This window comes from Nostoc piscinale CENA21, assembly GCF_001298445.1.
Taxonomy (GTDB): Bacteria; Cyanobacteriota; Cyanobacteriia; order Cyanobacteriales; family Nostocaceae; genus Nostoc_B; species Nostoc_B piscinale_A.
Window position 1 is genome coordinate 3967437 of sequence record NZ_CP012036.1, and the last position, 22983, is coordinate 3990419.

Annotated in this window: 24 protein-coding genes and 3 pseudogenes; 19 read left to right on the top strand and 8 right to left on the bottom strand. The window is 40.8% G+C overall.

From position 1 onward, the window contains the following. Positions 1-106: 106 nt before the first annotated feature. The 8 genes from cysE to ACX27_RS17245 all read left to right on the top strand — a co-directional run bounded on the left by cysE (position 107) and on the right by ACX27_RS17245 (position 5093). Entirely contained in the window at positions 107-859 is a 753-nt protein-coding gene (gene cysE, locus ACX27_RS17210) for a serine O-acetyltransferase (protein WP_062294666.1), read from the top strand. Next, entirely contained in the window at positions 849-1082 is a 234-nt protein-coding gene (locus ACX27_RS17215) for an Asr1405/Asl0597 family protein (RefSeq protein ID WP_062294668.1), read from the top strand. Before cysE ends, ACX27_RS17215 begins: the two co-directional genes overlap by 11 nt. A 123-nt stretch (positions 1083-1205) precedes the next feature. Further along, positions 1206-1403: a DUF2949 domain-containing protein gene (locus ACX27_RS17220; RefSeq protein WP_062294670.1), complete on the top strand. Its 198-nt coding sequence runs from the start codon at positions 1206-1208 to the stop codon at positions 1401-1403. A 453-nt stretch (positions 1404-1856) separates the two neighbouring features. Continuing rightward, complete coding sequence (nifV, locus tag ACX27_RS17225; protein WP_062294672.1) at positions 1857-2990, top strand: homocitrate synthase; 1134 nt, start codon at positions 1857-1859, stop codon at positions 2988-2990. Next, the gene (locus ACX27_RS17230; RefSeq protein ID WP_062294674.1) at positions 2977-3264 is read left to right on the top strand and encodes a nitrogen fixation protein NifZ; all 288 of its coding nucleotides are present in this window, start codon (positions 2977-2979) and stop codon (positions 3262-3264) included. The genes nifV and ACX27_RS17230 overlap by 14 nt, the downstream gene beginning before the upstream one ends. Further along, a complete protein-coding gene (gene nifT, locus ACX27_RS17235; RefSeq protein ID WP_062294676.1) occupies positions 3239-3442 on the top strand; it encodes a putative nitrogen fixation protein NifT in 204 nt (67 codons plus the stop codon). Before ACX27_RS17230 ends, nifT begins: the two co-directional genes overlap by 26 nt. A gap of 135 nt (positions 3443-3577) precedes the next feature. Further along, positions 3578-4117, top strand: a complete 540-nt coding sequence (locus ACX27_RS17240) for a (2Fe-2S) ferredoxin domain-containing protein (RefSeq protein ID WP_062294678.1) — start codon at positions 3578-3580, stop codon at positions 4115-4117. 184 nt (positions 4118-4301) lie between these two features. Further along, positions 4302-5093: a PD-(D/E)XK nuclease family protein gene (locus tag ACX27_RS17245; protein WP_062294680.1), complete on the top strand. Its 792-nt coding sequence runs from the start codon at positions 4302-4304 to the stop codon at positions 5091-5093. Between the two features lie 424 nt (positions 5094-5517). Here the strand turns inward: ACX27_RS17245 and ACX27_RS17250 are convergent, their stop codons facing one another. From ACX27_RS17250 to ACX27_RS17260, 3 genes are all read right to left on the bottom strand, one after another. Next, the gene (locus tag ACX27_RS17250; protein WP_062294682.1) at positions 5518-5859 is read right to left on the bottom strand and encodes a DUF5615 family PIN-like protein; all 342 of its coding nucleotides are present in this window, start codon (positions 5857-5859) and stop codon (positions 5518-5520) included. Then, a complete protein-coding gene (locus tag ACX27_RS17255) occupies positions 5860-6186 on the bottom strand; it encodes a DUF433 domain-containing protein (RefSeq protein WP_062294684.1) in 327 nt (108 codons plus the stop codon). Positions 6187-6294: 108 nt separating this feature from the next. After that, positions 6295-7290, bottom strand: a complete 996-nt coding sequence (locus ACX27_RS17260) for an ATP-binding protein (protein WP_062294686.1) — start codon at positions 7288-7290, stop codon at positions 6295-6297. Positions 7291-7539: 249 nt separating this feature from the next. On the opposite strand from ACX27_RS17260, the gene ACX27_RS17265 reads away from it, so the two are divergent. The 3 genes from ACX27_RS17265 (at position 7540) to ACX27_RS17275 (ending at position 9629) form a co-directional block, all read left to right on the top strand. Next, positions 7540-8706: a DUF58 domain-containing protein gene (locus ACX27_RS17265; protein WP_062294688.1), complete on the top strand. Its 1167-nt coding sequence runs from the start codon at positions 7540-7542 to the stop codon at positions 8704-8706. A gap of 165 nt (positions 8707-8871) precedes the next feature. Further along, on the top strand, positions 8872-9237 hold the full coding sequence (locus tag ACX27_RS17270) for a ferredoxin thioredoxin reductase catalytic beta subunit (RefSeq protein WP_062294690.1): 366 nt from the start codon (positions 8872-8874) through the stop codon (positions 9235-9237). Continuing rightward, positions 9234-9629, top strand: coding sequence for a DUF309 domain-containing protein (locus ACX27_RS17275; RefSeq protein ID WP_062294692.1), 396 nt, complete (start codon positions 9234-9236; stop codon positions 9627-9629). The genes ACX27_RS17270 and ACX27_RS17275 overlap by 4 nt, the downstream gene beginning before the upstream one ends. A gap of 139 nt (positions 9630-9768) precedes the next feature. On the opposite strand, the gene ACX27_RS17280 is transcribed toward ACX27_RS17275, so the two are convergent. Both ACX27_RS17280 and ACX27_RS17285 read right to left on the bottom strand, forming a co-directional pair. Continuing rightward, positions 9769-11130: an NAD(P)/FAD-dependent oxidoreductase gene (locus tag ACX27_RS17280; RefSeq protein WP_062294694.1), complete on the bottom strand. Its 1362-nt coding sequence runs from the start codon at positions 11128-11130 to the stop codon at positions 9769-9771. Between the two features lie 400 nt (positions 11131-11530). Beyond that, on the bottom strand, positions 11531-11806 hold the full coding sequence (locus tag ACX27_RS17285) for a hypothetical protein (protein WP_062294696.1): 276 nt from the start codon (positions 11804-11806) through the stop codon (positions 11531-11533). Between the two features lie 296 nt (positions 11807-12102). Here ACX27_RS17285 and ACX27_RS17290 point away from each other — a divergent pair. The 3 genes and pseudogenes from ACX27_RS17290 to ACX27_RS17295 form a co-directional block, all read left to right on the top strand. Further along, positions 12103-13962, top strand: a pseudogene (locus ACX27_RS17290) (tetratricopeptide repeat protein); the annotation flags it as partial. Positions 13963-14002: 40 nt separating this feature from the next. Then, positions 14003-14206: a tetratricopeptide repeat protein gene (locus ACX27_RS35995; RefSeq protein WP_335337703.1), complete on the top strand. Its 204-nt coding sequence runs from the start codon at positions 14003-14005 to the stop codon at positions 14204-14206. A 331-nt stretch (positions 14207-14537) separates the two neighbouring features. Further along, a pseudogene (locus ACX27_RS17295) lies at positions 14538-15366 on the top strand (Rpn family recombination-promoting nuclease/putative transposase). A 222-nt stretch (positions 15367-15588) separates the two neighbouring features. On the opposite strand, the gene ACX27_RS17300 reads toward ACX27_RS17295, so the two are convergent. After that, on the bottom strand, positions 15589-16866 hold the full coding sequence (locus tag ACX27_RS17300) for an ankyrin repeat domain-containing protein (protein WP_062294698.1): 1278 nt from the start codon (positions 16864-16866) through the stop codon (positions 15589-15591). 204 nt (positions 16867-17070) lie between these two features. On the opposite strand from ACX27_RS17300, the gene ACX27_RS17305 reads away from it, so the two are divergent. Next, positions 17071-17541: a DUF4079 domain-containing protein gene (locus tag ACX27_RS17305; protein ID WP_062294700.1), complete on the top strand. Its 471-nt coding sequence runs from the start codon at positions 17071-17073 to the stop codon at positions 17539-17541. Positions 17542-17760: 219 nt separating this feature from the next. Here ACX27_RS17305 and ACX27_RS17310 read toward each other — a convergent pair whose 3' ends face one another. After that, positions 17761-18441, bottom strand: coding sequence for a DUF1997 domain-containing protein (locus ACX27_RS17310; protein WP_062294702.1), 681 nt, complete (start codon positions 18439-18441; stop codon positions 17761-17763). Positions 18442-18613: 172 nt separating this feature from the next. On the opposite strand from ACX27_RS17310, the pseudogene ACX27_RS17315 reads away from it, so the two are divergent. From ACX27_RS17315 to ACX27_RS17330, 4 genes and pseudogenes are all read left to right on the top strand, one after another. Then, a pseudogene (locus ACX27_RS17315) lies at positions 18614-19271 on the top strand (NAD(P)H-binding protein). Positions 19272-19458: 187 nt separating this feature from the next. Continuing rightward, positions 19459-20391, top strand: coding sequence for a ferritin-like domain-containing protein (locus ACX27_RS17320; protein WP_062294703.1), 933 nt, complete (start codon positions 19459-19461; stop codon positions 20389-20391). Between the two features lie 28 nt (positions 20392-20419). Further along, positions 20420-21166 carry an isoprenyl transferase gene (locus ACX27_RS17325; RefSeq protein WP_062294704.1) on the top strand — a complete coding sequence of 249 codons (747 nt, stop codon included), beginning with the start codon at positions 20420-20422 and terminating at the stop codon, positions 21164-21166. Positions 21167-21398: 232 nt separating this feature from the next. After that, positions 21399-21638, top strand: coding sequence for a hypothetical protein (locus ACX27_RS17330; RefSeq protein ID WP_062294705.1), 240 nt, complete (start codon positions 21399-21401; stop codon positions 21636-21638). A gap of 176 nt (positions 21639-21814) precedes the next feature. Here the strand turns inward: ACX27_RS17330 and ACX27_RS17335 are convergent, their stop codons facing one another. Continuing rightward, positions 21815-22978: an ATP-grasp domain-containing protein gene (locus tag ACX27_RS17335; RefSeq protein WP_335337704.1), complete on the bottom strand. Its 1164-nt coding sequence runs from the start codon at positions 22976-22978 to the stop codon at positions 21815-21817. Positions 22979-22983 lie beyond the last annotated feature (5 nt).

The window sequence follows — 22983 nt, forward strand, 5'->3', positions numbered from 1 at the left end:
TTAATAAATCCAATAAATCCAACCGACATAGAGTGTACTGTCCTGTTGGGAGTCGCCTGCTATAAGCATAAAAATAGCACAAGGCTTTTTTACCCAGACAGTACCGATGCAACAGTCATTAGACAGTAATCAACCAGCGACAGTAGCGCCTGATTCTGTAAAAACATCCCTGCTGAAAAATTTACTCTCTGCTGTCACTTCTTTTGAGCCAGTGTTGAGTGATTTTCGGATTATTTTTGAACGTGATCCGGCGGCGCGTAATTGGTTAGAGGTGGTGTTTTGCTACCCTGGCTTGCACGCACTCTGTTTACATCGTCTGGCTCACTGGTTGCATCGGCGGGGGGTGGCTTTCTTTCCGCGTTTTATATCTCATATTGGTCGATTCTTAACCGGAATTGAAATTCACCCAGGTGCAGAGATTGGTAAAGGGGTATTTATCGACCACGGGATGGGGGTTGTGATTGGTGAAACGGCGATTGTGGGAGACTACACGCTAATTTACCAAGGAGTGACTCTCGGTGGAACTGGGAAGGAAAGCGGGAAACGTCACCCGACTGTGGGTAACAACGTTGTGATTGGTTCTGGTGCGAAGGTTTTAGGAAATATTCAATTAGGCGATCGCGTCCGTGTGGGTGCAGGTTCGGTTGTGTTGCGCGATGTTCCGGCTGATTCCACAGTTGTCGGCGTTCCCGGACGGATTATTTCTCGCAAAGACAAGAATCAATCTCCCCTAGAACACAACAAACTCCCGGATGTAGAAGCCACTGTGATTCGTTCCTTATTATCTCGCATTGAGCAACTTGAACAAAAACTCAAAACTTACGAATCAACGGTAATTCACAGGACAAATGACAAATAATACTTTAGGTGAGCAAATTTTACAGATTCCGTTGAGCGATCGCTGGCGAATTTATCACCGTTTGCAAGAGTTAATGATTCCCTGCTCTTGTCACCCTGATGGTTCTTTACGAGTCCAAGTTAACAGTTTACTGGCAGCAATTTTAGTCCGTAGTACGATTATGCAATTTTTCGCTCCGCGTCAAGAATTGGTCAACTGGTTAAAACATTGCTGGGATTTATAAACCTGTCTTGACAAACCAAAAAAATCAGCCTCTCCTTTATTTTTAATTCTGATTTTTTTAGTTGCTTAAATTGCATTCTCAATTTTTAACTCTCCTCTATACTTATCTGTTTCTGGTTTAGTTATGTCCACCCGCACAAAAGAATTAAAATTCATCAATTTTTTACATACAGAACTCGAACTTACCAATGCAGATATTGCTGTAGCACTGCGACACAAAAAGTTTGATGATGCACCATTACCGATGCTGCTTTGGCAATATGGCTTGGTCAACTTAGAACAGCTAGAACAAATTTTAGATTGGCTAGATGAGCAGAGATGAGGGGATGGGAGAGATGGGGGAGACAAGGGAGACAGCAGCAGCAATTGATTTGTGGGATGAACTGAACAAATTTCTGTTGGCAATATGTTGGCGATCACTAGTTACAACTTTTTGGCAGAAATGACTTGCAATTATCGGGAGATAGGATTATGATTTCTAGCTTTGTTTGTGGATTTGTTTTCTTGTTTGTTTCCAGTCTAGCTAACACCTATCTGGGCTATCTTCTACTAGAAAAAAGTGTGCATGACAATAGTGAAAATGGCAGTTAAATTATACTGTCGTTTTGTTTTCTGTCATACAGATGTGATGTCTTTATCTCGTTAATATTAAAGAATGATGAAGACAAAATATTAATTGGATTAATTTATAGCATTTACCTTTACTCAGCGTTGCGGAAAATAATTAACGCTACAGAAAGAATATTAAGAAAAAATTCCTATGAGGCTGTTTGAAATGAGTGAAATCATAATTAATGACACTACATTACGCGATGGCGAACAAGCAGCAGGTGTTGCTTTTACCTTAAAAGAGAAAATTGCGATCGCCAAATTTCTCGATGCTATCGGCGTGCATGAATTAGAAGTCGGTATCCCAGCGATGGGAGAAGAAGAAATTCGTGCCATCTCAATCATTGCTGACTTGGGATTAAAAGCTAACCTCCTCGCCTGGAACCGCGCTGTAATTTCTGATATCAAAGCTTCCATTGCTTGTGGAATGCAGCGAGTACATATTGCGATTCCGGTTTCCGGTATCCAAATCGCTGCGAAATTTCATGGACAGTGGCGAGTAAGTCTGCAAAGACTCAAAGATTGTATCAGTTACGCACGCGATCGCGGTCTTTGGGTAGCCGTCGGTGGCGAAGATTCTTCCAGAGCCGATGAAAACTTTTTGTTGGATGTCGCTCTGTATGCTCAAGAATGGGGTGCATCTCGCTTTCGTTTCTGCGACACCGTAGGAGTTCTCGATCCTTTCACCACCTATAAAAAAGTTAAGCGCCTCGTTTCTTGGTTGTCGATTCCTGTAGAAATCCACACCCACAACGATTTCGGCTTGGCGACAGCAAACGCACTCGCTGGGATTAAAGGTGGAGCCGCATCTGTTAACACCACCGTCAACGGCTTGGGTGAAAGAGCAGGTAACGCCGCTTTAGAAGAAGTTGTCATGGCCATCAAACGCATCTATGGCTTAGATATGGGAATTAACACACCCCGTTTGTTGGAATTATCGCAACTTGTAGCCGCCGCCGCTGGTGCTGGTGTACCACCTTGGAAAGCAATTGTTGGTGAGAATACCTTTGCACACGAATCTGGAATTCATGCACACGGCGTACTCAAAAATCCCCAAACCTACGAACCCTTTGCACCAGAAGAAGTTGGTTGGGAAAGACGTTTAGTCGTTGGTAAGCATTCTGGAAAGCATTTGGTATCTAGCTTGCTTCAGCAGCATGGTATCTTTCTCAACCCCGAAGAAACCCAATCTGTCTTAGATGCAGTCCGCCAACAATCAGTTAAGAAAAAACGTAGCCTGACAACCGAAGAACTGTTGAACTTGGTAAAAGAACAGAGGTATTCTCATGCAACCCGATGAATACGAATTAGAGTCAGAACCTGATTTTGAAGTTGGTGAAAAAGTCAGACTCCGCAAACAAATTAAAAACGACGGGACATTTCCCGGTCGAGACATTGGTGAAATTTTAGCTAAAAAAGGAGACATTGGTTACGTAGCAAGTATAGGCACTTTTTTACAGCGTTCCTATATTTATGCGGTGCATTTTTTAGATAAAGGCATTGTTGTTGGTTGTCGCAAAAAAGAACTAGAATCTGCTGAGGAAAATCATGAAAGTAATGCTACGGATGAATGATAATGGCAATTTAACCGTCTATGTTGCGAAAAAAGATTTAGAAGAAGTAGTAGTAAAGCAAACAGACGGAGAAGCTGGTAAAATTCTTACCTTAGCCAATGGTTGGGAATTAGAATTCCGCGAAATACCTGATGCTGCAAATTTACCTCAAACTGTAGAAGCTAGACGTTTAGCGTAGAACTACAAGTCAACAGTAAAGAGAGAAGGCAAAAGGTAAAACCAATTTTTCCTTCTTCCTTTTTACTCAGAATCAGCAACAATGCCCCACAAGCTTGGGGTTAATTATTTTGTAGTTAAAACTTGAGTAGTTAACATGGGTGACAAATATCTCAGATTATCAGAATTGAACTTAGAAGGTCAATTTCAAGGTTTCGCTGGTATTAAATCAGGAAAAGCTAAATATCTGCAATTAGCAATTCATTCTGGTACTTTATACATTAAATTACCAAAAGATTTACGCAGTTCGTTGCAATGTAGTTTAGCTCCTGGTGAACCAATTCAGATTTGTGGTGTGAGTAAAGTCAACACACGCACAGGCAAAATTAAAATCAAAGCACATCAAGTCACACCAGTTGCTGCTTGTCCTACTCAAGAATTATTACCAGAACCAGAAGCTAAAATTATGGTGTGTCAAAAGTCTGGCTGTGTTAAAAAAGGCGGTAAAGGTTTATTATCAGAATTAGAAAAAACTTTGTGCGATCGCGGTCTGCGAGACAAAGTTAAAATTGAACACACGGGTTGTCAAAAACGTTGCAGCAGCGCACCCAACTGCGTGTTAATGTTAGGTAAAAAGAAGTATAAGAAACTTCATCCAGAAGCGATCGCATCATTGCTAGAAAATCATTTAACCTAAATTCAAGCTTCTTGTCAAATGTATATATTACTGTTTAGGGGTAAAATTTTTACCCCTATTTGTTTTTAGTATTGTCAACTGGCAAGTTCTGAGTTAAAACTGTCGCAGTCTCAATAGTTATTAGGTGTGTTAGCAACGCATAACGCACATTTCATACTGACTATGTAACTCAGATTTAATTGAAATGTCTTTATTTAGCAACTTACTCAATTTGCATTCAGCCAATAAACCATTAGAAGACTTTTTTACTGAAATTTTCGCTTACTTTTTCTCGATTAATAAAGATTTACTAATTGAGTGGTTGCAACAGCATTTTATTATTAGTGATGAGAGTTATTATAGTGCCAAAATTAAAACACAGAAGTATTATGAACCACTCAAAAATCATACGTGTGGTAGTCAGCCTGATATTGTAATTGAATTAGCCAATGAAACTAAGACCGAGATAATATTTATCGAGTCAAAAATTGCTTCTACAGAAGGTTGTCAGCAATTAGAAAGATATTCTGAGATTTTAAGCAATCTACCATACTATAGTCGGCGAACGCTAATTTACATTACCCGTGACTATGAACCAAAGGAAGACATTAAAACTTTTATCAAAGATTCTTCGCTAAAGGTAAACTTCTATCAACTGAGGTGGTATCAGGTTTATAGCTTTTTGAAAAAAATTAGTAATGACAGACTCATTCAAGAAATTTTAATGTTTATGGAGTTAAATATGATGTCACAAAATAATCAGCTTTCACCTATTGATATATTGACAATTAAAAGCTTTAATAAAACACTTAACTTTATGGAAGCAAGCCTCGGTGAAGAAGTCAGTGCAAAATTTAAGCAAAATCTTGAAGGTGTTACCAAAGCTAGTGCAGATAGCTTGTATCAATGGAAATCAAAAAAAAAGATATATAATGGTTACACATTTTTCAAACAAAAAAATGGGATTTCTGGTGTGGACTTGGATATTTTGATTTAGATACAGGTATCTTAAATGAATACCCATCACTGGGTATTTGTTTAGAGGTGGCTCCCTATTTTGAAAATCGGAATAATATAATTGAGTCTATGCAAAAAGTAATTAATGCTCAACCAGAAAAATGGTTTCCAATTAATTTAGTTACTTATCCAGCATGGTCAGCGATAATTTATAAAAAAAAGCCTTCAGTCTTTTCTTTCAACGGAAGATCATCTATTTGCTATTAAACAATTTTTTTTTAGATTCTATTGATGAATTAAAGAACATTCAAAATCATTTTGATGTTCCTTGGAAGGTTCTTAGTGTAGGAGAAATGATACAAGAAGATATGGATATTGCTGCCGACTCATAGCAAAACCCAAGAGATTTTTGATGATGTTGGGTTTCGTTCCTCCACCCAACCTACACTGAAAAACTACTATTTTTACATCACTGGACGTACCACACGAATTAGTTTTCCTGTTAATGATTCTTCTTTTACCACAGCCTCATTTATTCTTGCGGCAAACTGCTCCCAGTTACGATTATTGGTACAAACAATAATTCCAAAGTGGTTATCATTACGACGATGCAAACGGATAAAATCGTCTCTATTAATAGTCAATATCGCACGTTCTTGACTGACTGCAAATGCCAGTACTTCTTCATCAGATATACCTTGCTCTGCTTTTCCAGCTTCTTGTACTGTCAAAACATCATGTCCCAAATTGCGTAATAATTCTACAACCGGAAACGGAAACTGCTCATCTGCGTAAAATCTTGCCATTTACGCTACCTGATTACGCTCAATTACCAATTCAATTTCATCAGAATGAGCTTGTGCATACACCCAAGCATTAGCTAAATCTGTAGCTGAAATGCTGGGATAGCTTGTCAAAAGGTCAGCATCACTATATCCAAGATGGCGAGCTTCCACAAGTACCCAAATTGGAATACGAGTGTTGGCAATTCGCGCCTCGCCTCCACAAACTCCAGGGGTTTTCTCAATTCCTTGCCAACTACTACCAAGACTTTGAGCAAGTAACTGTATTGCCTGTAATTTTTCACTAGGGCTAAGAGCAAGAAGTTGGTTTTCTAATTCTCTAAGTGTCACGAATTTAAATTTTTTGGGATTTTGTCAGACTATATTTACAATTTTAGATTTCACATTCAAATTTCAGCAGTCACGTCTCTGAAAAAGGCTCTCATCTCTGAGTTCCGCCTAAGTTTTGGGGTCTTCCCACCAGGATGATAAAGGTTCGCGCAGTGCTTCTTGAATTACTTCCTTAATATGTGGGACATCTAATTTACCCCGCGTCGGCCCTGCAAATCTTGGATCGTACATCACAATATGAATCAAACTCAGTGCAGGTTCCCAGTTGACTTCTGCTAATGCTTGTCGAAAACCTTCAACATGGCTACCTTCATCTGGGGTTCTGGCTCCATTTACCCATGAAAATATGCGGTTTTGCGAGAAGCGATCGCCAAACGCAGCTGCTTCAATCAAAATATTGTTATGATGCAAAGTTACATGAAATGGCTCATTGTTAGCGTCTGTTTGCCGAGTCAAAAGTATATATCCCAGCATTTTCAGTCCTTGCGGTGCATAGAAACGCTCTTCATTTAATCCAATCTTTAACCCTGCAAATAAATGAGCAGTGTCAAACAAAGCCCTCCGAATTATCCCAAATCTGGGTTGCGTTTCTCTAAAAACTTCAGGATCAGGTGTGACTTCAATTTTTGTTCCTCGGCCATCACCCTGCTGAATAATCTTGGCAGATCCTTGTGCAATTCCTTTACTAAAACATTGCTCCCACAGCATTCCAGAACGCCAACTTTGTACCTTGAGTTGAATACTAGTCGCATTCATTGGTGCTAAACCAACGCCTCGGCTAACTATATGAACATGGGGAGTGTGTTCATCAAATGAGCGTGTTAGATGAATACGAGTTAGCAACTTAGTCGCAAGGCTAATACCTTCGATATCACTGGGTTCATCAAATGGGAGTCCTGGGCCATCATCGACGACTGAGATAGTGGTTCCATCCAAAGTTACATTCACAAAGGTTGCTTTTTTTGACAAATAAGCGTCAAGGACATTGGCTACCAGTTCATAGACAAACTGTTCTGTACCTTGCACTCCTGCACTCCCAAAGAACATAGTCGGTCGGCGACGAATTGCTTGAATTTCTTCTGTGTGACTGAGGTTGTTAGACATTTTTGAATTATCAAGGTGATGCTTACGCAATGTGCAACTTATGTTTGAAACCCCTCTCCAAACCTCTCCCCGACGCGGAGAGAGGCTTTGAATCTGCTCCCCTTCACTCGTAGGGAAGGGGTTGGGGGTTAGGTTTTGAGAAAAAAGTTGCACACGGCGTGATGCTTGCTAATTATTATGATTGTTCTGCTCCTGAAATGACACCAGCACCACTGTGAACTTCCGGTGATGTTAGGTTAAAAAAGAAACATGAAAATTATCAAACCTATCACCAACTGGTTAGAAAATCGGGCAAGTACACCTACATACGGCGGTTGGGTGCTTGCGGGAATTGCCATTTGTTTTTTTGGTGCGGCTGTCAATACGATGGCGGGGTGGCTGTATGCTATTAGCGGTGTGAGTGTGGCGCTGTTGGTAGTAGCAGCAGTTTTACCGCCGCGATCGCTTGTTGGTTTAACTGTCACCCGCAATTCAATTCAGCCTGTCTCGTCCGGGGATGACTTGACTGTAGAGTTAGAAATCCACAATCCCACCGCACAATCTGTAAGTTTGCTGCAAGTCGAGGATATTTTGCCTTTTGTTTTGGGTAAGCCAATTAAACAGGCAATAGAAGTTGTTCCCAGTAAAAATAGTTACCGTTGGGTTTATTATCACCCGACCCAGCGTCGAGGTATTTATCGCTGGCACAATGTTGAATTAGCGACTGGCGCACCTTTAGGTTTATTTTGGTGTCGTCGTCAGCGAGATTGTGAAGCGATCGCCATTGTTTACCCGACTGTATTACCTTTAACCACTTGTCCGTTAGTTGATGAAATGGGACAGGAAGAAAGCAAAAAAGGTGATTCTATCAATCGCCCATTGCAAACAGCGACATCGGGATTAGTGCGATCGCTCCGTCCCTACCGCATCGGCGACCCCACCAGACTCATCCATTGGCGGACTAGCGCCCGTTATGGTGAATTACGAGTCCGGGAGTTAGAAGTTGTCACAGGTGGACAAGAAATAATTATCGCCTTAGATAGTGGTGGTGAATGGCAAGAAGATGATTTTGAACAAGCCGTAATTGCCGCAGCTAGTTTGTACTTTTATACACAACGCATGGGAATGCCTGTCAAACTCTGGACAGCTGGGACAAATTTGGTGAAAGGCGATCGCATAGTCTTAGAAACCCTAGCCGCAACCTCATTTCAAGAAGATATCAACGCCACAGAAACACCTAACAATCCTTTCATTTGGTTAACGCAAAATTCTCTGACACTCTCTTCCTTACCCCAAGGCAGTCGTTGGATTTTGTGGCAGAATAATAATTCCTCAGATCAAGCATCAGGCGTTGTCTATCGTGACTGTCCTGGTATTGTGGTGCAAAGCGAACAAGCTTTACAACCCCAACTACAAAAACCTTTACAACCATTTTAAATGAGTATTCTATGTATTTAATATTTCAATGAATGCTAATTTATTGCGGTTTTTGTTAAACATCATCATTGAATCTGATCAGGTTGGGGAGATATCCCCAGTAATAGCGCCTTGAGGCTGAGGTACAATGCAAAGAAATATTTAAATTATGAGCGGCCGATCCACATGATCACATCAGAAGTTAACACACATTCCAGCGATAAAAGCTTAGAAGCAATGCGGCATTTTTCCGAACAATACGCCAAGCGTACTGGAACGTACTTCTGTAGTGAACCTTCTGTTACCGCAGTGGTAATTGAAGGGTTAGCCAAACATAAAGACGAACTAGGTGCGCCTTTGTGTCCCTGCCGCCACTACGAAGACAAAGAGGCTGAAGTCAAGGCTTCATATTGGAACTGTCCCTGTGTGCCAATGAGAGAACGGAAAGAATGCCATTGTATGCTGTTTTTAACACCAGACAATGAATTTGCTGGTCAAAGCCAAGAAATCTCTATCGAAACTATTAAAGAAGTAAGAGATAGCATGGCATGAGCGAAACAATGCCCCAAGAGTTTTGGCAAGGTGTAGAACAGTTCAACTCTGGACAGTTTTACGCCTGTCATGACACTTTAGAGGCTTTGTGGATCGAAGCCATTGAACCCGAAAAAACTTTTTACCAGGGCATTCTCCAAATTGCTGTAGCTTTGTACCATCTCAGAAATGAGAATTTGCGCGGTGCAGCTATTTTACTCGGAGAAGGTAGCAACCGCCTACGCCGTTATCCAGATAGTTATGGCGGCATTAATGTAGATGAGTTATTAAGCCAAAGTGCCGAATTATTGACAGTATTACAGCAAACAAGTGTAAATAAAATTTCGGCAAGTGAATTGCTGGAAAATCAAAACTTGCCTATACCCAAACTTGTACTATCTAATGATTGTTAAAAAGAGAACAGCGAAAAATCATCATGGGCAAGGGTGAAAGGGTATAAGGGTGTATGTATCCAAAACCCTTACACCCCATACCCTTTCACCCCTAAACCCAATCTCTACAGACAATGTTGGTGCGGAAGTCCTACATTATTTAGACATTGACTGCTTGTCTGGGTGGCGTGGCTTTGTAATATGTACTAGGCGCTTCATTTCCTACTTTTACTAAAGCTTCTTGCCCAGTAATCAATCTTGCGCCACGTTTGCGGGTGATATAGTTCCATACCCACTGAATCATAACGACGAGTTTGTTATCAAACTCAATTAAGAAGTAGATATGAATCAATAGCCAAAATAGCCAAGCAAAGAAACCTTTGAGTTTGATAAAGCCTAAATCCACGACGGCTAGATTTTGCCCAATCATGGCTAAACTGCCGCGATCGCTATAGTTGAAAGCAGGTAAAGTATTACCTTTGATTTTTTCCTTAATTAACTTGGCAACATATTCTCCCTCTTGCATTGCTACTGGCGCAACACCAGGAAGAGGTTTGCCATTTTGATGAGAGAAGTTTGCTAAGTCGCCAACTACATGAATATTGGGATAGCCTTTGATGCTTAAGTCGGGTTCAACAACAACTCGTCCGGCGCGATCGCATTCTGCGCCTGTGCGTTCTGCTAAAACTTGCCCCATTGGTGAAGCTTTCACACCTGCTGCCCATAATACTGTCTTGGCGGCAATTTCTTTCACTTCATCACCTTGTTTGAGGGTGACAATATCGTTTTCAATGTTGGTGACTAAAGTTTTGGTTTGAACGCTGACACCCAATTGCTGTAAAGATACTTCTGCTTGTTGGGATAATTCTGGTGCAAAGGGTGGCAAAATCCGATCTAGTCCTTCTAAAAGTAAAACTCTCGCCTCGGATGTGTCGATGTTGCGGAAATCTTCTTTGAGAGTTTGATAAGCGAGTTCAGCGATCGCACCTGCTAATTCTACCCCTGTAGGGCCACCACCCACAATTACAAAGGTTAACCAAGCCCGACGTTTTTCAGGATCAGTTTCTTTCTCTGCTGCTTCAAACGCCGAGAAAATCCGGCGACGCATTTCGATGGCATCTTCTACAGTTTTTAAACCAGGAGCAAAATCTTCCCAGTTATCTTTCCCAAAATAGGAATGCTTGGCACCTGTAGCCACTATTAACGTATCGTATGGTATCGCTTGCTCACCCAACAAGACTTGCTGTGCTTGGGGATCTATATCATTCACTTCTCCCAGCAACACTTTTGTATTTTTGCTTTTGCTTAATACCGAACGCAAAGGTGAGGAAATATCAGCCGGAGATAGTGTACCTGTGGCAACTTGGTACAGCAATGGTTGGAACAAGTGAAAGTTACGTTTGTCAATCAGCGTTACGTCTACTTTAGCTTTAGCCAATGCCTTTGCTGCATATAGTCCACCAAAGCCGCCACCAATGATTACAACTTGATGCGGTGGGTTATTCTCAAGGGAGTCTACCATAAGAAGAAATATTTCCTAGTGTTACGGGTGCTGTAACTATTCTTAACAAATATGTATCAAACTTGTCATATATGTTTCTGTTCACGCTGCACAAATGAAAAAAACATAAAGGTAAGCCAGATTACCATTCCTAGGTGATACATATTACATTCATATATTGCCCTCTTAGCTTTAGTGTTTATCGCCCTTTGTTGAGATAATTGCAAAGGGCATTATTTTATTTAGGACTTACGCACAAAAAATTTTTTCGTGGCGACTGGGTGAAAGGGTGTAAGAGTTGTGGATACATACACTCAGTCCCGCCCAAACCCTTGTGATTTCTAGTAGAGATACAAGTTTTGGGTGGCGTGATAGTGAAACCCAACAAAGTCTGGATAATGTTGGGTTTCTTTTTTCTGTGCTAAGTTCTGTTTTTAGCTTTGGCTGAACTGGATTGAGTTTGGTTTATTGCTGGTACTAAAGTTTTGACTAATCCAGTTATTGCCATAATCAAAGTTGCAGTTCCTCCCATCAATAAAGAAGTTAAAAATGCTGCTGCGAGAATAATTTCTGTGGGACTGTAGCCATCACGTATCCAAGCAGAGGGATTTTCCATTGTTGAGGAAGATACTGGAATTAACTGTGAAGTTTGGGTAGAAGCTTGAGAGTTAGTGGAAGTTGATAAAGAAGTCTTCATGACGCGAACCTGAGTGAAATTTACTGTTTACATAGTATTTCTGCCTTTAAAGCTGGAGATTCCTGAGAAATAGAGACGAAGTAGAAGCAAGGTGTAACATAAGTAGAATCAAGCAAAGTTTTGTCAGGCTGGCTATGCAATGGGATGAGTTTTTACGACAAGAAGCTGTTACTCATGAGTTATCCCCAGAACAGACAGAAGCCTTTTTCGTCAGGTTACAGACTGAAAACTTAGGTACAAGTGAAGCGAAACTAGCCAACGAGATTAATGTCAGTGTGGCTGCGTTTAAAAAGCGGATGACTGAGGTGTATGACAAATTCGCTCGGAGTTGTCCTGAGTTAGCCACCTCTAAACGCGGAAAGTTAGAAATATTAAAGGCTTACCTGACAAAAAAATATAACGGTGTTCCTAATACTGCACCAAAACAAGAGATTCATCATAATATTCCCTTAGCTTTATCTAGGGAAAAGTTTGTCGGACGTGAAGCAAAATTGCAAGAACTTCATCAGTTGTTACGAGAAAATCAACAGGTCGCAATAGCGGCAATTGCGGGGATGGGTGGAGTCGGGAAAACAGAACTTGCTTTGCAATATGCTCATTCGCACCTTGTTACTTATCAAGGTGGGATTTGTTGGTTATCAGCAGTGCAGGATGTGGGGTTACAACTGGTGCAGTTTGCTATGAATAAGCTGCAATTGAACATCCCAGATGATTTAGATTTAGCTGCGAGAGTCCAATTCTGTCTGACAAAATGGCCTGAAGGTGAGGTTTTACTAATAATTGATAACGTCACTAACTATCGAGGAGAAGTTAGGTGTTATTTAGATTCTGTTCCGGCTCGGTTTAAGCAGTTAATTACCACGCGGGAAAAATTACAGTCGCCGATAGTGGGTTTAGATTTAGATGTGCTGAAACCACTAGCGGCGATGCAGTTATTAAAATCCATAATCGGTAGGGAACGACTGCGACGTGAGCCGTTAGTTGCGAGAAAACTTTGTAAGTGGTTGGGATATTTGCCACTGGGTTTAGAATTAGTCGGACGTTATTTGTTGGGTGATGAGGAATTATCCCTAGCGGATATGCTGCAAGACTTGGAAGATGAGCGTCTGAAGAATCCGGCTTTAGATGAAGCTCAAGCAGAAATGACTGCGGAATTGGGTGTTGCTGCTGCGTTTGAGTTGAGTTGGCGACGGTTGCGAGAAAATGCTCAACGTTTAGGCTGTGTTTTGAGTTTATTTGCTTTAGCCCCCATTCCTTGGGAGTTGGTGGAGGGAATAACAATAAATAATGAGGCGCAAAATTGGAAACAAGCTAGACGTGAGTTGTTACAGTTACATCTAGTTCAGTCCAAAGGTGAGGGAATTTATCAATTGCATCCCCTGTTGCGGGAGTTTTTTCAAGATAAGCTTGAAGGTTTAGAGCAGAGAGAGGAATTTAAGCGATCGTTTTGCGGGGTAATGATGGGAGTTGCTCAAGATATTCCTCAAACCCCCACACTTGAGCAAATTAAAAATGTCGCCTTAGCAATACCTCACTTAGCCCAAGTAGCAAACAATTTCCTTCAGTATGTCAGCAATGATGATTTACCTTGGGTATTCGTTGGCAACGCTTTCTTTTATAGTGGTCAAGGATTGTATGATAAAGCAGCACCTTGGTATGAACAGTGTCTAGAATCTACTAAAAAACGCTTGGGTGCAGAACATCTAGCTGTTGCATCTAGTCTCAGCAACCTAGCTTTTCTCTACTACTACCAAGGAAAATACAGCCAAGCCGAACCTTTGTTCATCCAAGCTTTGGATTTAACACGACGCTTGCTGGGTGAGGAACATCCAGATTTTGCAACTAGCCTCCACAACCTAGCTTTTCTCTACCACTACCAAGGAAAATACAGTCAAGCCGAACCTTTGTTCATCCAAGCTTTGGATTTAATACGACGCTTGTTGGGTGAGGAACATCCAGATTTTGCAACTAGCCTCAACGGCCTAGCCGTACTCTACAGTTCCCAAGGAAAATACAGCCAAGCTGAACCTTTGTACATCCAAGCTTTAGAATTAAAGCGACGCTTGCTGGGTGCAGAACATCCAGATTTTGCACAAAGCCTCAACGCCCTAGCTTTTCTCTACAGTTCCCAAGGAAAATACAGCCAAGCCGAACCTTTGTACATCCAAGCTTTGGATTTAAGGCGACGCTTGCTGGGTGAGGAACATCCAGATTTTGCAACAAAGCCTCAACAACCTAGCAGCACTCTACCGTTCTCAAGGGAGATACAGCCAAGCCGAACCCTTATACATCCAAGCTTTAGATATTTTAGAGCGGTACTTAGGTGCAAATCATCCTAATACTGTGACTGTGCGTAAAAATTTAGCAGATTTGCGCGATCGCCTCAACTCACAACAGTAAAATTCAAGTTCCCAACCTCATCAATCAACCTTTTATCTCCAAGTTTCGTGTTCTGAACTCGAAGTTTCGTGTTTTAAACGAGAACGTTCATGTTCTGAACTCGAAATTTCAGGTTCCGAACTCGAATGTTTCTGTTCTCAACGAGAATGTTCATGTTCTGCACTCGAAGTTTCGTGTTCTGCACTTGAAGTTTCATGTTCCGAACTTGAATGATGATGTTATGAAGGCGATTTTTCTACTTAAATTGTAGACTTATCAGCAATCTATCAAAACATTACTCAACTAAATCCAGTATCATAATTTTCACATTTAGAGCGTATCCGTTATTTCTATGCCAAAACCAGCCGATATCAGTACCAAACGCTTAATTAGCCTCGCACCTAATAATTGGGTCAAATGGGTAACACAAATTCCTGATATCATTGCTGGGGAAATCCTCAATTCTGAATTTCAGTGGATTAGTAGAGAAAAGTGATGTACTCATCCGCGTCGAAAGTCAAGAGTATGGAAAATTTCTCGTCCTCAATGAATTGCAATTGCGCTACAGTCCCGAAATGCCACGAAGGATGCGGGCGTATGCAGGGTTAGCAGAGGAAAAATATAAATTACCTACTTATCCTGTACTAATCAATATTCTTAAAACGAGTGATGTAGAAATACCCACAAAGTATGAGTCTAATATTGCCGGGTTACAAGTGCGCCAAGACTACCGGGTTATTAACCTCTGGGAAGTAGATGTTAGCATTGCCTTTGAACAACCTTTACCCTCATTACTTCCATTTGTTCCAATTCTTAAAGGTGGTGGAAACGAGTCTATAATTCGAGAAGCATTGCGTTTATTGCAAAGAGATGAACAATTAAATCAACTCGAAACTGTCTTGGCGTTTTTTGCTACGTTTGTATTAGATAGTGCCTTAATCCAACAAATTATGAGGTGGGATATGACAGTATTACGTTCTTCACCCTGGTATCAAGAAATTATGCGAGAAGATAGGCTATCCAGCATTGAATTAACTCTAGAAGTCAAATTTGGCAATGAAGGATTGAATTTCATGTCAAAAATCTCTCAAATATCTGATATTGAAGAACTCAAGGCAATTCAACGTTCTATCCTCATTGCTCAGAACCTAGATGAATTGAAGCAATTACTCGAAAATTAGAAAATGAAAATTAAATTTCACGATTTTATTTCAATACTTAAAAAAGCCTTAAGTAGGGTACATAAAAAAGTAGGTTGGGTGGAGGCGCACAAGAGATATTGATAGCAAAACGGAAAATATATATTGCGCCGTAACCCAACATCATCCAAACCTTGTTAGGTTTCACTATCACTACAAATATTTCATTCTGTGATTCATGATAGGTATTCACCAGACACAAGATTATTCCTGTGCGCCGGCGGTTTGCAAAAGTTTGACGATATCTTGATAGCCGTTAAATTCTGCCAGCATCAAAGCTGTATAACCACCACGATTTCTTAAATTGGGGTTTGCACCAGCTTTGAGTAATATCTGCACAGTTTCAGTGTAGCCTCCAGAGGCGGCCCACATTAATGCTGTGGCTCCGGCTATGTCTTGAAAATTGACATTTGCGCCTTTGGCTAGTAACAGTTGAATGATTTCTATTTGATTGCGTTTAGCAGCTTTGAGTAATGCTGTCTGGCTGTCATTGCCTAAAGTATTGGGATTAGCGCCATAGTCTAATAATACTTGGACTGTTTTGGTGTGTCCCAAGGATATGGCGGCCATTAAGGGAATTTCTAATTCGCCATAGGAGTTTGCACTAGAACGCAGCAGTGCTTCAAGAATTTCGCTGTGTCCTTGCAAGACTGAGACTAATATGGGTGTATCGCCTAAGTTATTTCTAATTTGGACATTTGCACCGCGATTGAGTAAAACTTTCACTACCTCAAGATGTCCTTCCACAACAGCAATATGTAATGCGGTTTCACCGTCTTTGTCTTGCAGATTAATTTGGGCATCTTTATCTAGTAAAGCAGAGGCGATCGCACTATTACCAGCCGCCGCCGCCGCTAATAATGCTGTACCCCCATCGCTGTTTTGTAAGTTAATATCTGCACCTGCGCCTAACAATGCTTGCACAATTGCTAAATTTCCCACATCCGCCGCAATCATCAAGAGTGTTTCGCCATCTTCATCTTGAAGATTTACATCTGCGCCATTTTGTGCTAGTAGTTGCACAATTGCGGGGTGTTCTTGTTTGACTGCCAATTTCAAAGCAGTGTCATCATCTTTATCGGCAATATTTACTTTCGCACCAGCCGCGAGTAATATTTGGACTATTTCTGTATAACCTTTGAGTGCAGCTGCCATTAATGCGGTGCTGCCATCTTCGTTGATAGCATTAACATCAGCACCCCTGGAGATTAAAAGCTGCACAATATCTATTTGTTTGTTACTTGCAGCCAACATCAACGCCGTTAAACCATAGCGTTTTCTTGGTAAGTTGATATTTGCCCCGGCATCTAAAAGCGATCGCACAATTTCGGTGTAGCCTAAATTAGCAGCATACATTAACGCCGTTGTTCCATCGCGATCGCACGCATCTATATTGACACCAGCAGCTAAAATTTCACTCAGCCGCTTGATATCTCCACTTTTCGCAGCCTTTAGCAGCAAGACATCGTTGTTTTCCGTCATTAATCAAATCCTGCCCAGGCAATTTTCTCATCTATAGTTTGAAATTCTTTAGGTACTTTTGCAATAGGGTTGTCTTAGGAAAGTATTGAATGCTGAGTAAACGCAACCCATCACGCCTAATTACAAATTACGAACTCCGAATTACGAATTACCCTTAGACTTGTGCTAATTTTTATTAAGATTTAAGAATTGGGCGAGAACACGATGACTCTGGAACTGTCTCCCGCGGTGAAATACTGGCTTAACTTTTTCCACCCGCTAATGATGTGGGTGCTTTTGGCGCTTTCACTTTATGCTGCTTATTTGGGCTTGCAAGTACAGCGTACCAGAAACGCTCAAGGTGAAGAAAAGAAAGAACTAATCAAAGGCAAATTTAACGTCAAACACTACCAAATTGGGTCTATCCTCTTAGCTTTGATGGTAGCAGGCGCAGTTGGTGGCATGGCTGTTACCTATATTAATAACGGCAAGTTATTTGTCGGGCCGCACTTGCTGGCGGGGCTAGGAATGACTAGTTTAATAGCCTTTTCTGCTTCCCTATCTCCTTTTATGCAAAAAGGCGCAAATTGGGCAAGAGTAACGCACATTTTGTTGAATTTTGTAATTTTAGGTCTTTTTACTTGGCAGGCTATTACTGGCGTGCAGATTGTACAAAGAATTTTGACTAATGCTTAGTCTTGCACCAAGCGACTGAAGTCGCACGCCAGATGCTTCAAGTCGGGTAACCCGCCCAACGCACTGGCTCGGCTACACAGACAAAACCCTTGATTTTATCTTAGTCCGCGTAGGCGGACTTTGTTTTTCTAGCCGCGAATTCTATTCGTCGGGGCTAGGTGCTGAAGTATGAATTATGAAGTCTAAAATTATTTTTTCAGACTTCATACTTTATTTGATTTAACGCTTCTTTTTAGAATTACCAGGGAAAGGTATACCCAAAGACTGATGAAAGTCTTCTTGAACTTTGCGGGTTAAGCGGCGAGAGACTTGACGAACAATTTGATTTAGTAAGCGATCGCCTGTAGATTGTATGAGAGACTGAGGCAATCGTTGGATAAATCTGGGAAAATGAAGATAAACCTTTAAATCTAAATCCCATTCAACTCGCGTCACCGTACTAGAAATCGTAGCATCATCACTGGGATATTCTTTTAATTGCATTGAAGCTCGATAATCTACATCGTAACCAGGTGCCTGATAGCCAGGAATAGGGATCGTCCGAATACGATATATTCCTTCTTCTGGTGGTAAAAGTTCTAAACCAACTTTCGGCTCCACTTCATAACCAAAAGAGCCAAAACGACCAATAATCAAAGCATAGCCATTTTCTCCCAGTGGTTCTACCTTCATTGGTTCAGCACAACGGATAAACCACGACGAATGAGCATTGAGATATTCCGTAACTTGATCTATTGAAGTATACATCTCCATAAAATCGCTGTAGCAACCACAAAATCGGGTTTGATGGTCAAAATTTGTATCAGAAACTACATTATCAGTCTCTACTAAGTTGGTTTCTACAGGTAAAACAGTTTCTTTTATATCTAAGGATTGATATTCGCCGTTTGTTGAAAGCATCAAGCATTCCCCTCTGAGATGGCGTTTGGCTAGATTTATGATTCCCAGGTGACTTGGGTGATTTCGTAGGCAAGATTCTATTTTGGCTGAAATTTTAACATTCTGTCATGAACTTTATGAAATTACTAAAATACGGATAAATCACATACTAGTTTTTTAAGGTATTGTTTTTATGAAAGCATTTGTTGCTGGGGCTACAGGTGAAACAGGTCGCCGCATTGTCCAAGAGTTAGTAGCGCGTAACATCCCTGTGCGGGCATTGGTGCGGGATATCCAGACAGCTAGAGCAATTTTACCTCCTGATGTGGAGTTGGTAGTTGGTGATGTGTTGCAACCAGACAGTCTCGCTGCTGCTTTAGGAGATAGTACTGTATTGCTGTGTGCGACTGGCGCAAAACCAAGTTTTGATCCGACTGGGCCATATAAAGTAGATTTTGAAGGTACAAAAAATTTAGTGGATGCTGCTAAAGCCAAGGGAATTGAGCATTTTGTTTTAGTTTCTTCCTTGTGTACATCTCTGCTGTTCCATCCTTTAAATCTATTCTGGTTGATTTTAGTTTGGAAAAAGCAAGCAGAGGAATACATTCAAAAAAAGTGGTCTTACCTATACAATTGTGCGACCTGGCGGTTTAAAAAACGAAGATAATACTGATGCTATCGTCATGCAGAGTGCAGACACATTATTCGATGGTAGTATTCCGCGCCAAAAAGTTGCCCAAGTTTCGGTTGCAGCACTCTTGGAACCAGCTGCCCGCAATAAGATTGTAGAGATTATTGCTAAACCAGATGCGAGTGTGAAAACATTTGGGGAGTTGTTTCAGCAATGCTGAGTTTAGCGGCTAGAGAAATTGGGGGTATTTTCAGAGGGGGACAAGGAAGACAAGGAGGATAGAGGTTTTTTGGAATACCTCAATAATGCACAATCAAAAAATCCGACTTTTAACCCGACTTTAGCCGACTGACAAAATAAAGTGCGATCGCTTAGGCTATTGGGCGTAGAGTTGAAAACATCACAATATGGTTCACACTACCAGCCCATTAGCAGAAGATTTGGCTGGCAAAAGCTATACCCTGCCCAACTACTGGCAAATACAGCAGCATCTTTGTTCACTGATAGATGACTATGTAGCCAGCGAAAAGCTACAGGAACGCTTAGAAGATTTACCAAGACAATTTATCCATCCCCAACCGCGTCCGTGGAAACCAATTGACTGGCAAGCTATTAACCATAGTCAAATTATCGGGATTAAACCAGAAGTATTCTTATCCATTTTGATAGGTGCAATGGATACAGAAGCCCCAATTCGCGGTTACACCCAAACCAGTCGCCAATATTTAGAGAAATTACATCCCCGGATGGGGGAGTTTGTGGGTGGAACAGTTAATGAAGCTGGCGAACTGCAAGAAATTGGCTTGTGGGAAAAAGAAGAACGCCAACATACACCAGCGTTAATGAAAATTTACACCCAATTAACAGGCGAAAAAATCATCCCCAAACACCGCACCGTTAGAGGCTATATCCCTACAGATGATCCTCACGAAGATTTATATCGCCACGGCTTACACCGCGTCGCTACAGAATATGGTGCAACTTGTCTTTATCTGTGGCTGATGGCGCACACAACAGGCGCACTCCAAGATGTTCTGGAAGAACTCGCCAAAGATGAAATTAACCATATGACCAAATTTTGGGGCTTTGGAGTCTGGACTTTTCCCGATACAGGACTTATCCGCATCACTACAACCCTCATCAAAACTCGTTCGCAAAACTACGAACGCAATAACTTGATGCGTACCTTACGCCGCATGATGAATACACTCAACTGGAACGCCTGGACAGCCACCAACAAAGCCACCCTCCTATTTACCTTCACCTACACGATGCACCGTCTTTGGAAGTGGCACAACAGCCTGACTCCAGAGTATTTACAAAACTTATTTGCGTCTTGAAACTATCCTTTTATTGATCACAACCACCATGAACTCCCTACCTTTAGACCTCAACCCCCAAACAATCCCCCAACACATAGCTGTAATTATGGATGGGAATGGTAGATGGGCGACTAGTCGCGGACTACCACGCGTAGCTGGACATCGCCAAGGTGCAAGAACCCTCAAACAACTATTACGCTGCTGTAAAGATTGGGGGATCAAAGTTCTCACAGTCTACGCATTCTCTACAGAAAATTGGCAACGTCCCATTGAAGAAGTAAATTTTCTGATGCTTTTATTTGAACGCTTTATACGCAGCGAGTTAGCGCCAATGCAGCAAGAAGGGGTGAGAATTTCTTTTATTGGTGATTTATCAGTTTTGCCTTTATCTCTGCAAGCCCAAATGCAACGTTCAATGACAGAAACATTGAATAATCAAGCAATTCATTTTAATGTGGCAGTGAATTATGGTAGCCGCAACGAAATTACAAAAGCCTGTCACCACATAGCCCAATTGGTGCAACAAGGTGAACTCAGCCTAGAAGCAATCAATGAAAACCTCATAGAACAATATCTCTACACCGCAGCTACACCAGCCCCAGATTTACTAATTCGGACTAGTGCAGAAATGCGGTTGAGTAATTTTTTGTTGTGGCAAATGGCCTATACAGAAATGTACTTTACTGATACTCTCTGGCCGGATTTTGACCGAGAAGCATTTCATCAAGCTTTGTTAAGTTACCAAAAACGCGATCGCCGTTTCGGGCAAATTAAAACTGCCTGTTCAGCTTAACACCAAAGTATAGCAGGAAGCAGAAGGCAGTGGGGTAGTAGTGCATAGTAATGATTTAAGAATAAATTTGATGTTATTTCGGTTAGTCAGACAAAATTAATCACTCAATTGATGTCATACACAGCATATTTTTCCAGAATTAGTTATAGGAATAGTTCTATCTGTGGATAGTCAAGCTAGTAGAAACTGAAAACTAATATTAGAGAATAACCTGATTACAAGGTGCAAATATATGACATCAAAAACCCCTCCAGATAATCGGCAAGATGAAACTAAATATGACCCAGAAGATAATCCTGGGACTCAAACAACTGTTCCCACTACAGAGGAAGGAGATACATCTGTTGATGAGAGATATCGGATGACTGGACAAGAATCAGGTACAGAAACTCGTCCTGGTGCTGAACCTGAAGCGCCTGGAGGTACTGTTACAGTTCCTGGTCTTCCCAATCAAGGGACAGAATCTCGTTAAGATGATTATTGAACTTTTGAGAATCCCCAAAATTAAAGCTTTGGGGATTTATACTTTACCTAAATTCCTATAAATTGACGTTTAATAAGCAGCGTAGTTTATGTTCTGTCTGCTGTATTTGTGCAATTGTATTCCCTGAAATTATACCGTATATTTCTGTATAAACTTGTTCTGAGTCACTTTTTTTCTAGAGCAGACAAAATCATCAAATCTTTGCTATCTAATTCTGCCTTTAAATTCACAAGAATTGATTCTAATGAGCCAATTATCCGGTAATTACTAAAATATTTAGCTACGTCTTTTCCTAACTTCAATAGAGTATGGCGTTGCAAACAAAGCGGAGTTGAGCCGTTGACTCGGAAATTAACATCAATTACATACATCTGTCCGTCTTTATTTTCTAAAACGTCAAAACCGATAACACCAAAATACTTCTGCTGGTGAGCATACTGACCAATAGCAGCAATCATCTTTGTGAATCGATTCATGTCTGTTTGACGGTAGTGAATAATACCACCTAAATAGTTACCCTCAGAAGTAACAAGTTGCTTTGTAGTGCCAATGAGTTTGATATCACCTTTTTTACTTACATAAAACTGCACACAGTAATTTTGTACAACATTTTTGATGAATTCGGAAACAATAATCGTATTGAGCAACTTAATATTGAGATATTTTCTTAATTCTTCCCAGCAGTAATTCAAATCGTTGGAGTTATTAATAATATAAGTTCCTTCTCCAGATAGGCCATGAGAGGTTTTGATTAAATAGGGAAATTTTTCTGGTAGGTGAATATCTTCAAGATTAACTTGGTCAATATGATAAGTTTTATATTGCGGATGTGGTACTCCTAGTTCGGCTAACGTCGCTTTGTTAAGCAAGTGGTAGTGGGTATCTGGATGAACAGCGTGTTTTTCTCTTTTGAGGTGATCAAAGGGAAATAAAGTGATCAGTTTGTCAAAGTATTTACTATGATTTAACTCATCTAGATATTGCGATCGCGCTATCACCTCTATGTTCTCATAGTTAAACCCAAAATGCTCCCGCCAGTAATTCACTAACAACTGTGGTGGTGGACTGGTAACAATTCCAGGAATCGCATTACCCAAAACAGCCAGATTTTTCCAAGGTTCTTGCTGAAAAATTTTATCGTAGGAAGTTTTAGTTGCTTCACTACTACCATCTTGAATAAAATATTTTTTCGTGTTGGGATAAGTAGCCCAACTAGCAGTCGCAGGATAATTCAAAATGAAGGCATAATCGCCATCTGAGATGTCTTCAGCAAACAAATCAGAAAAACAACTCCCTTGAAAGTAATCAAAGTTGTATTTTGAGTTCATATCTA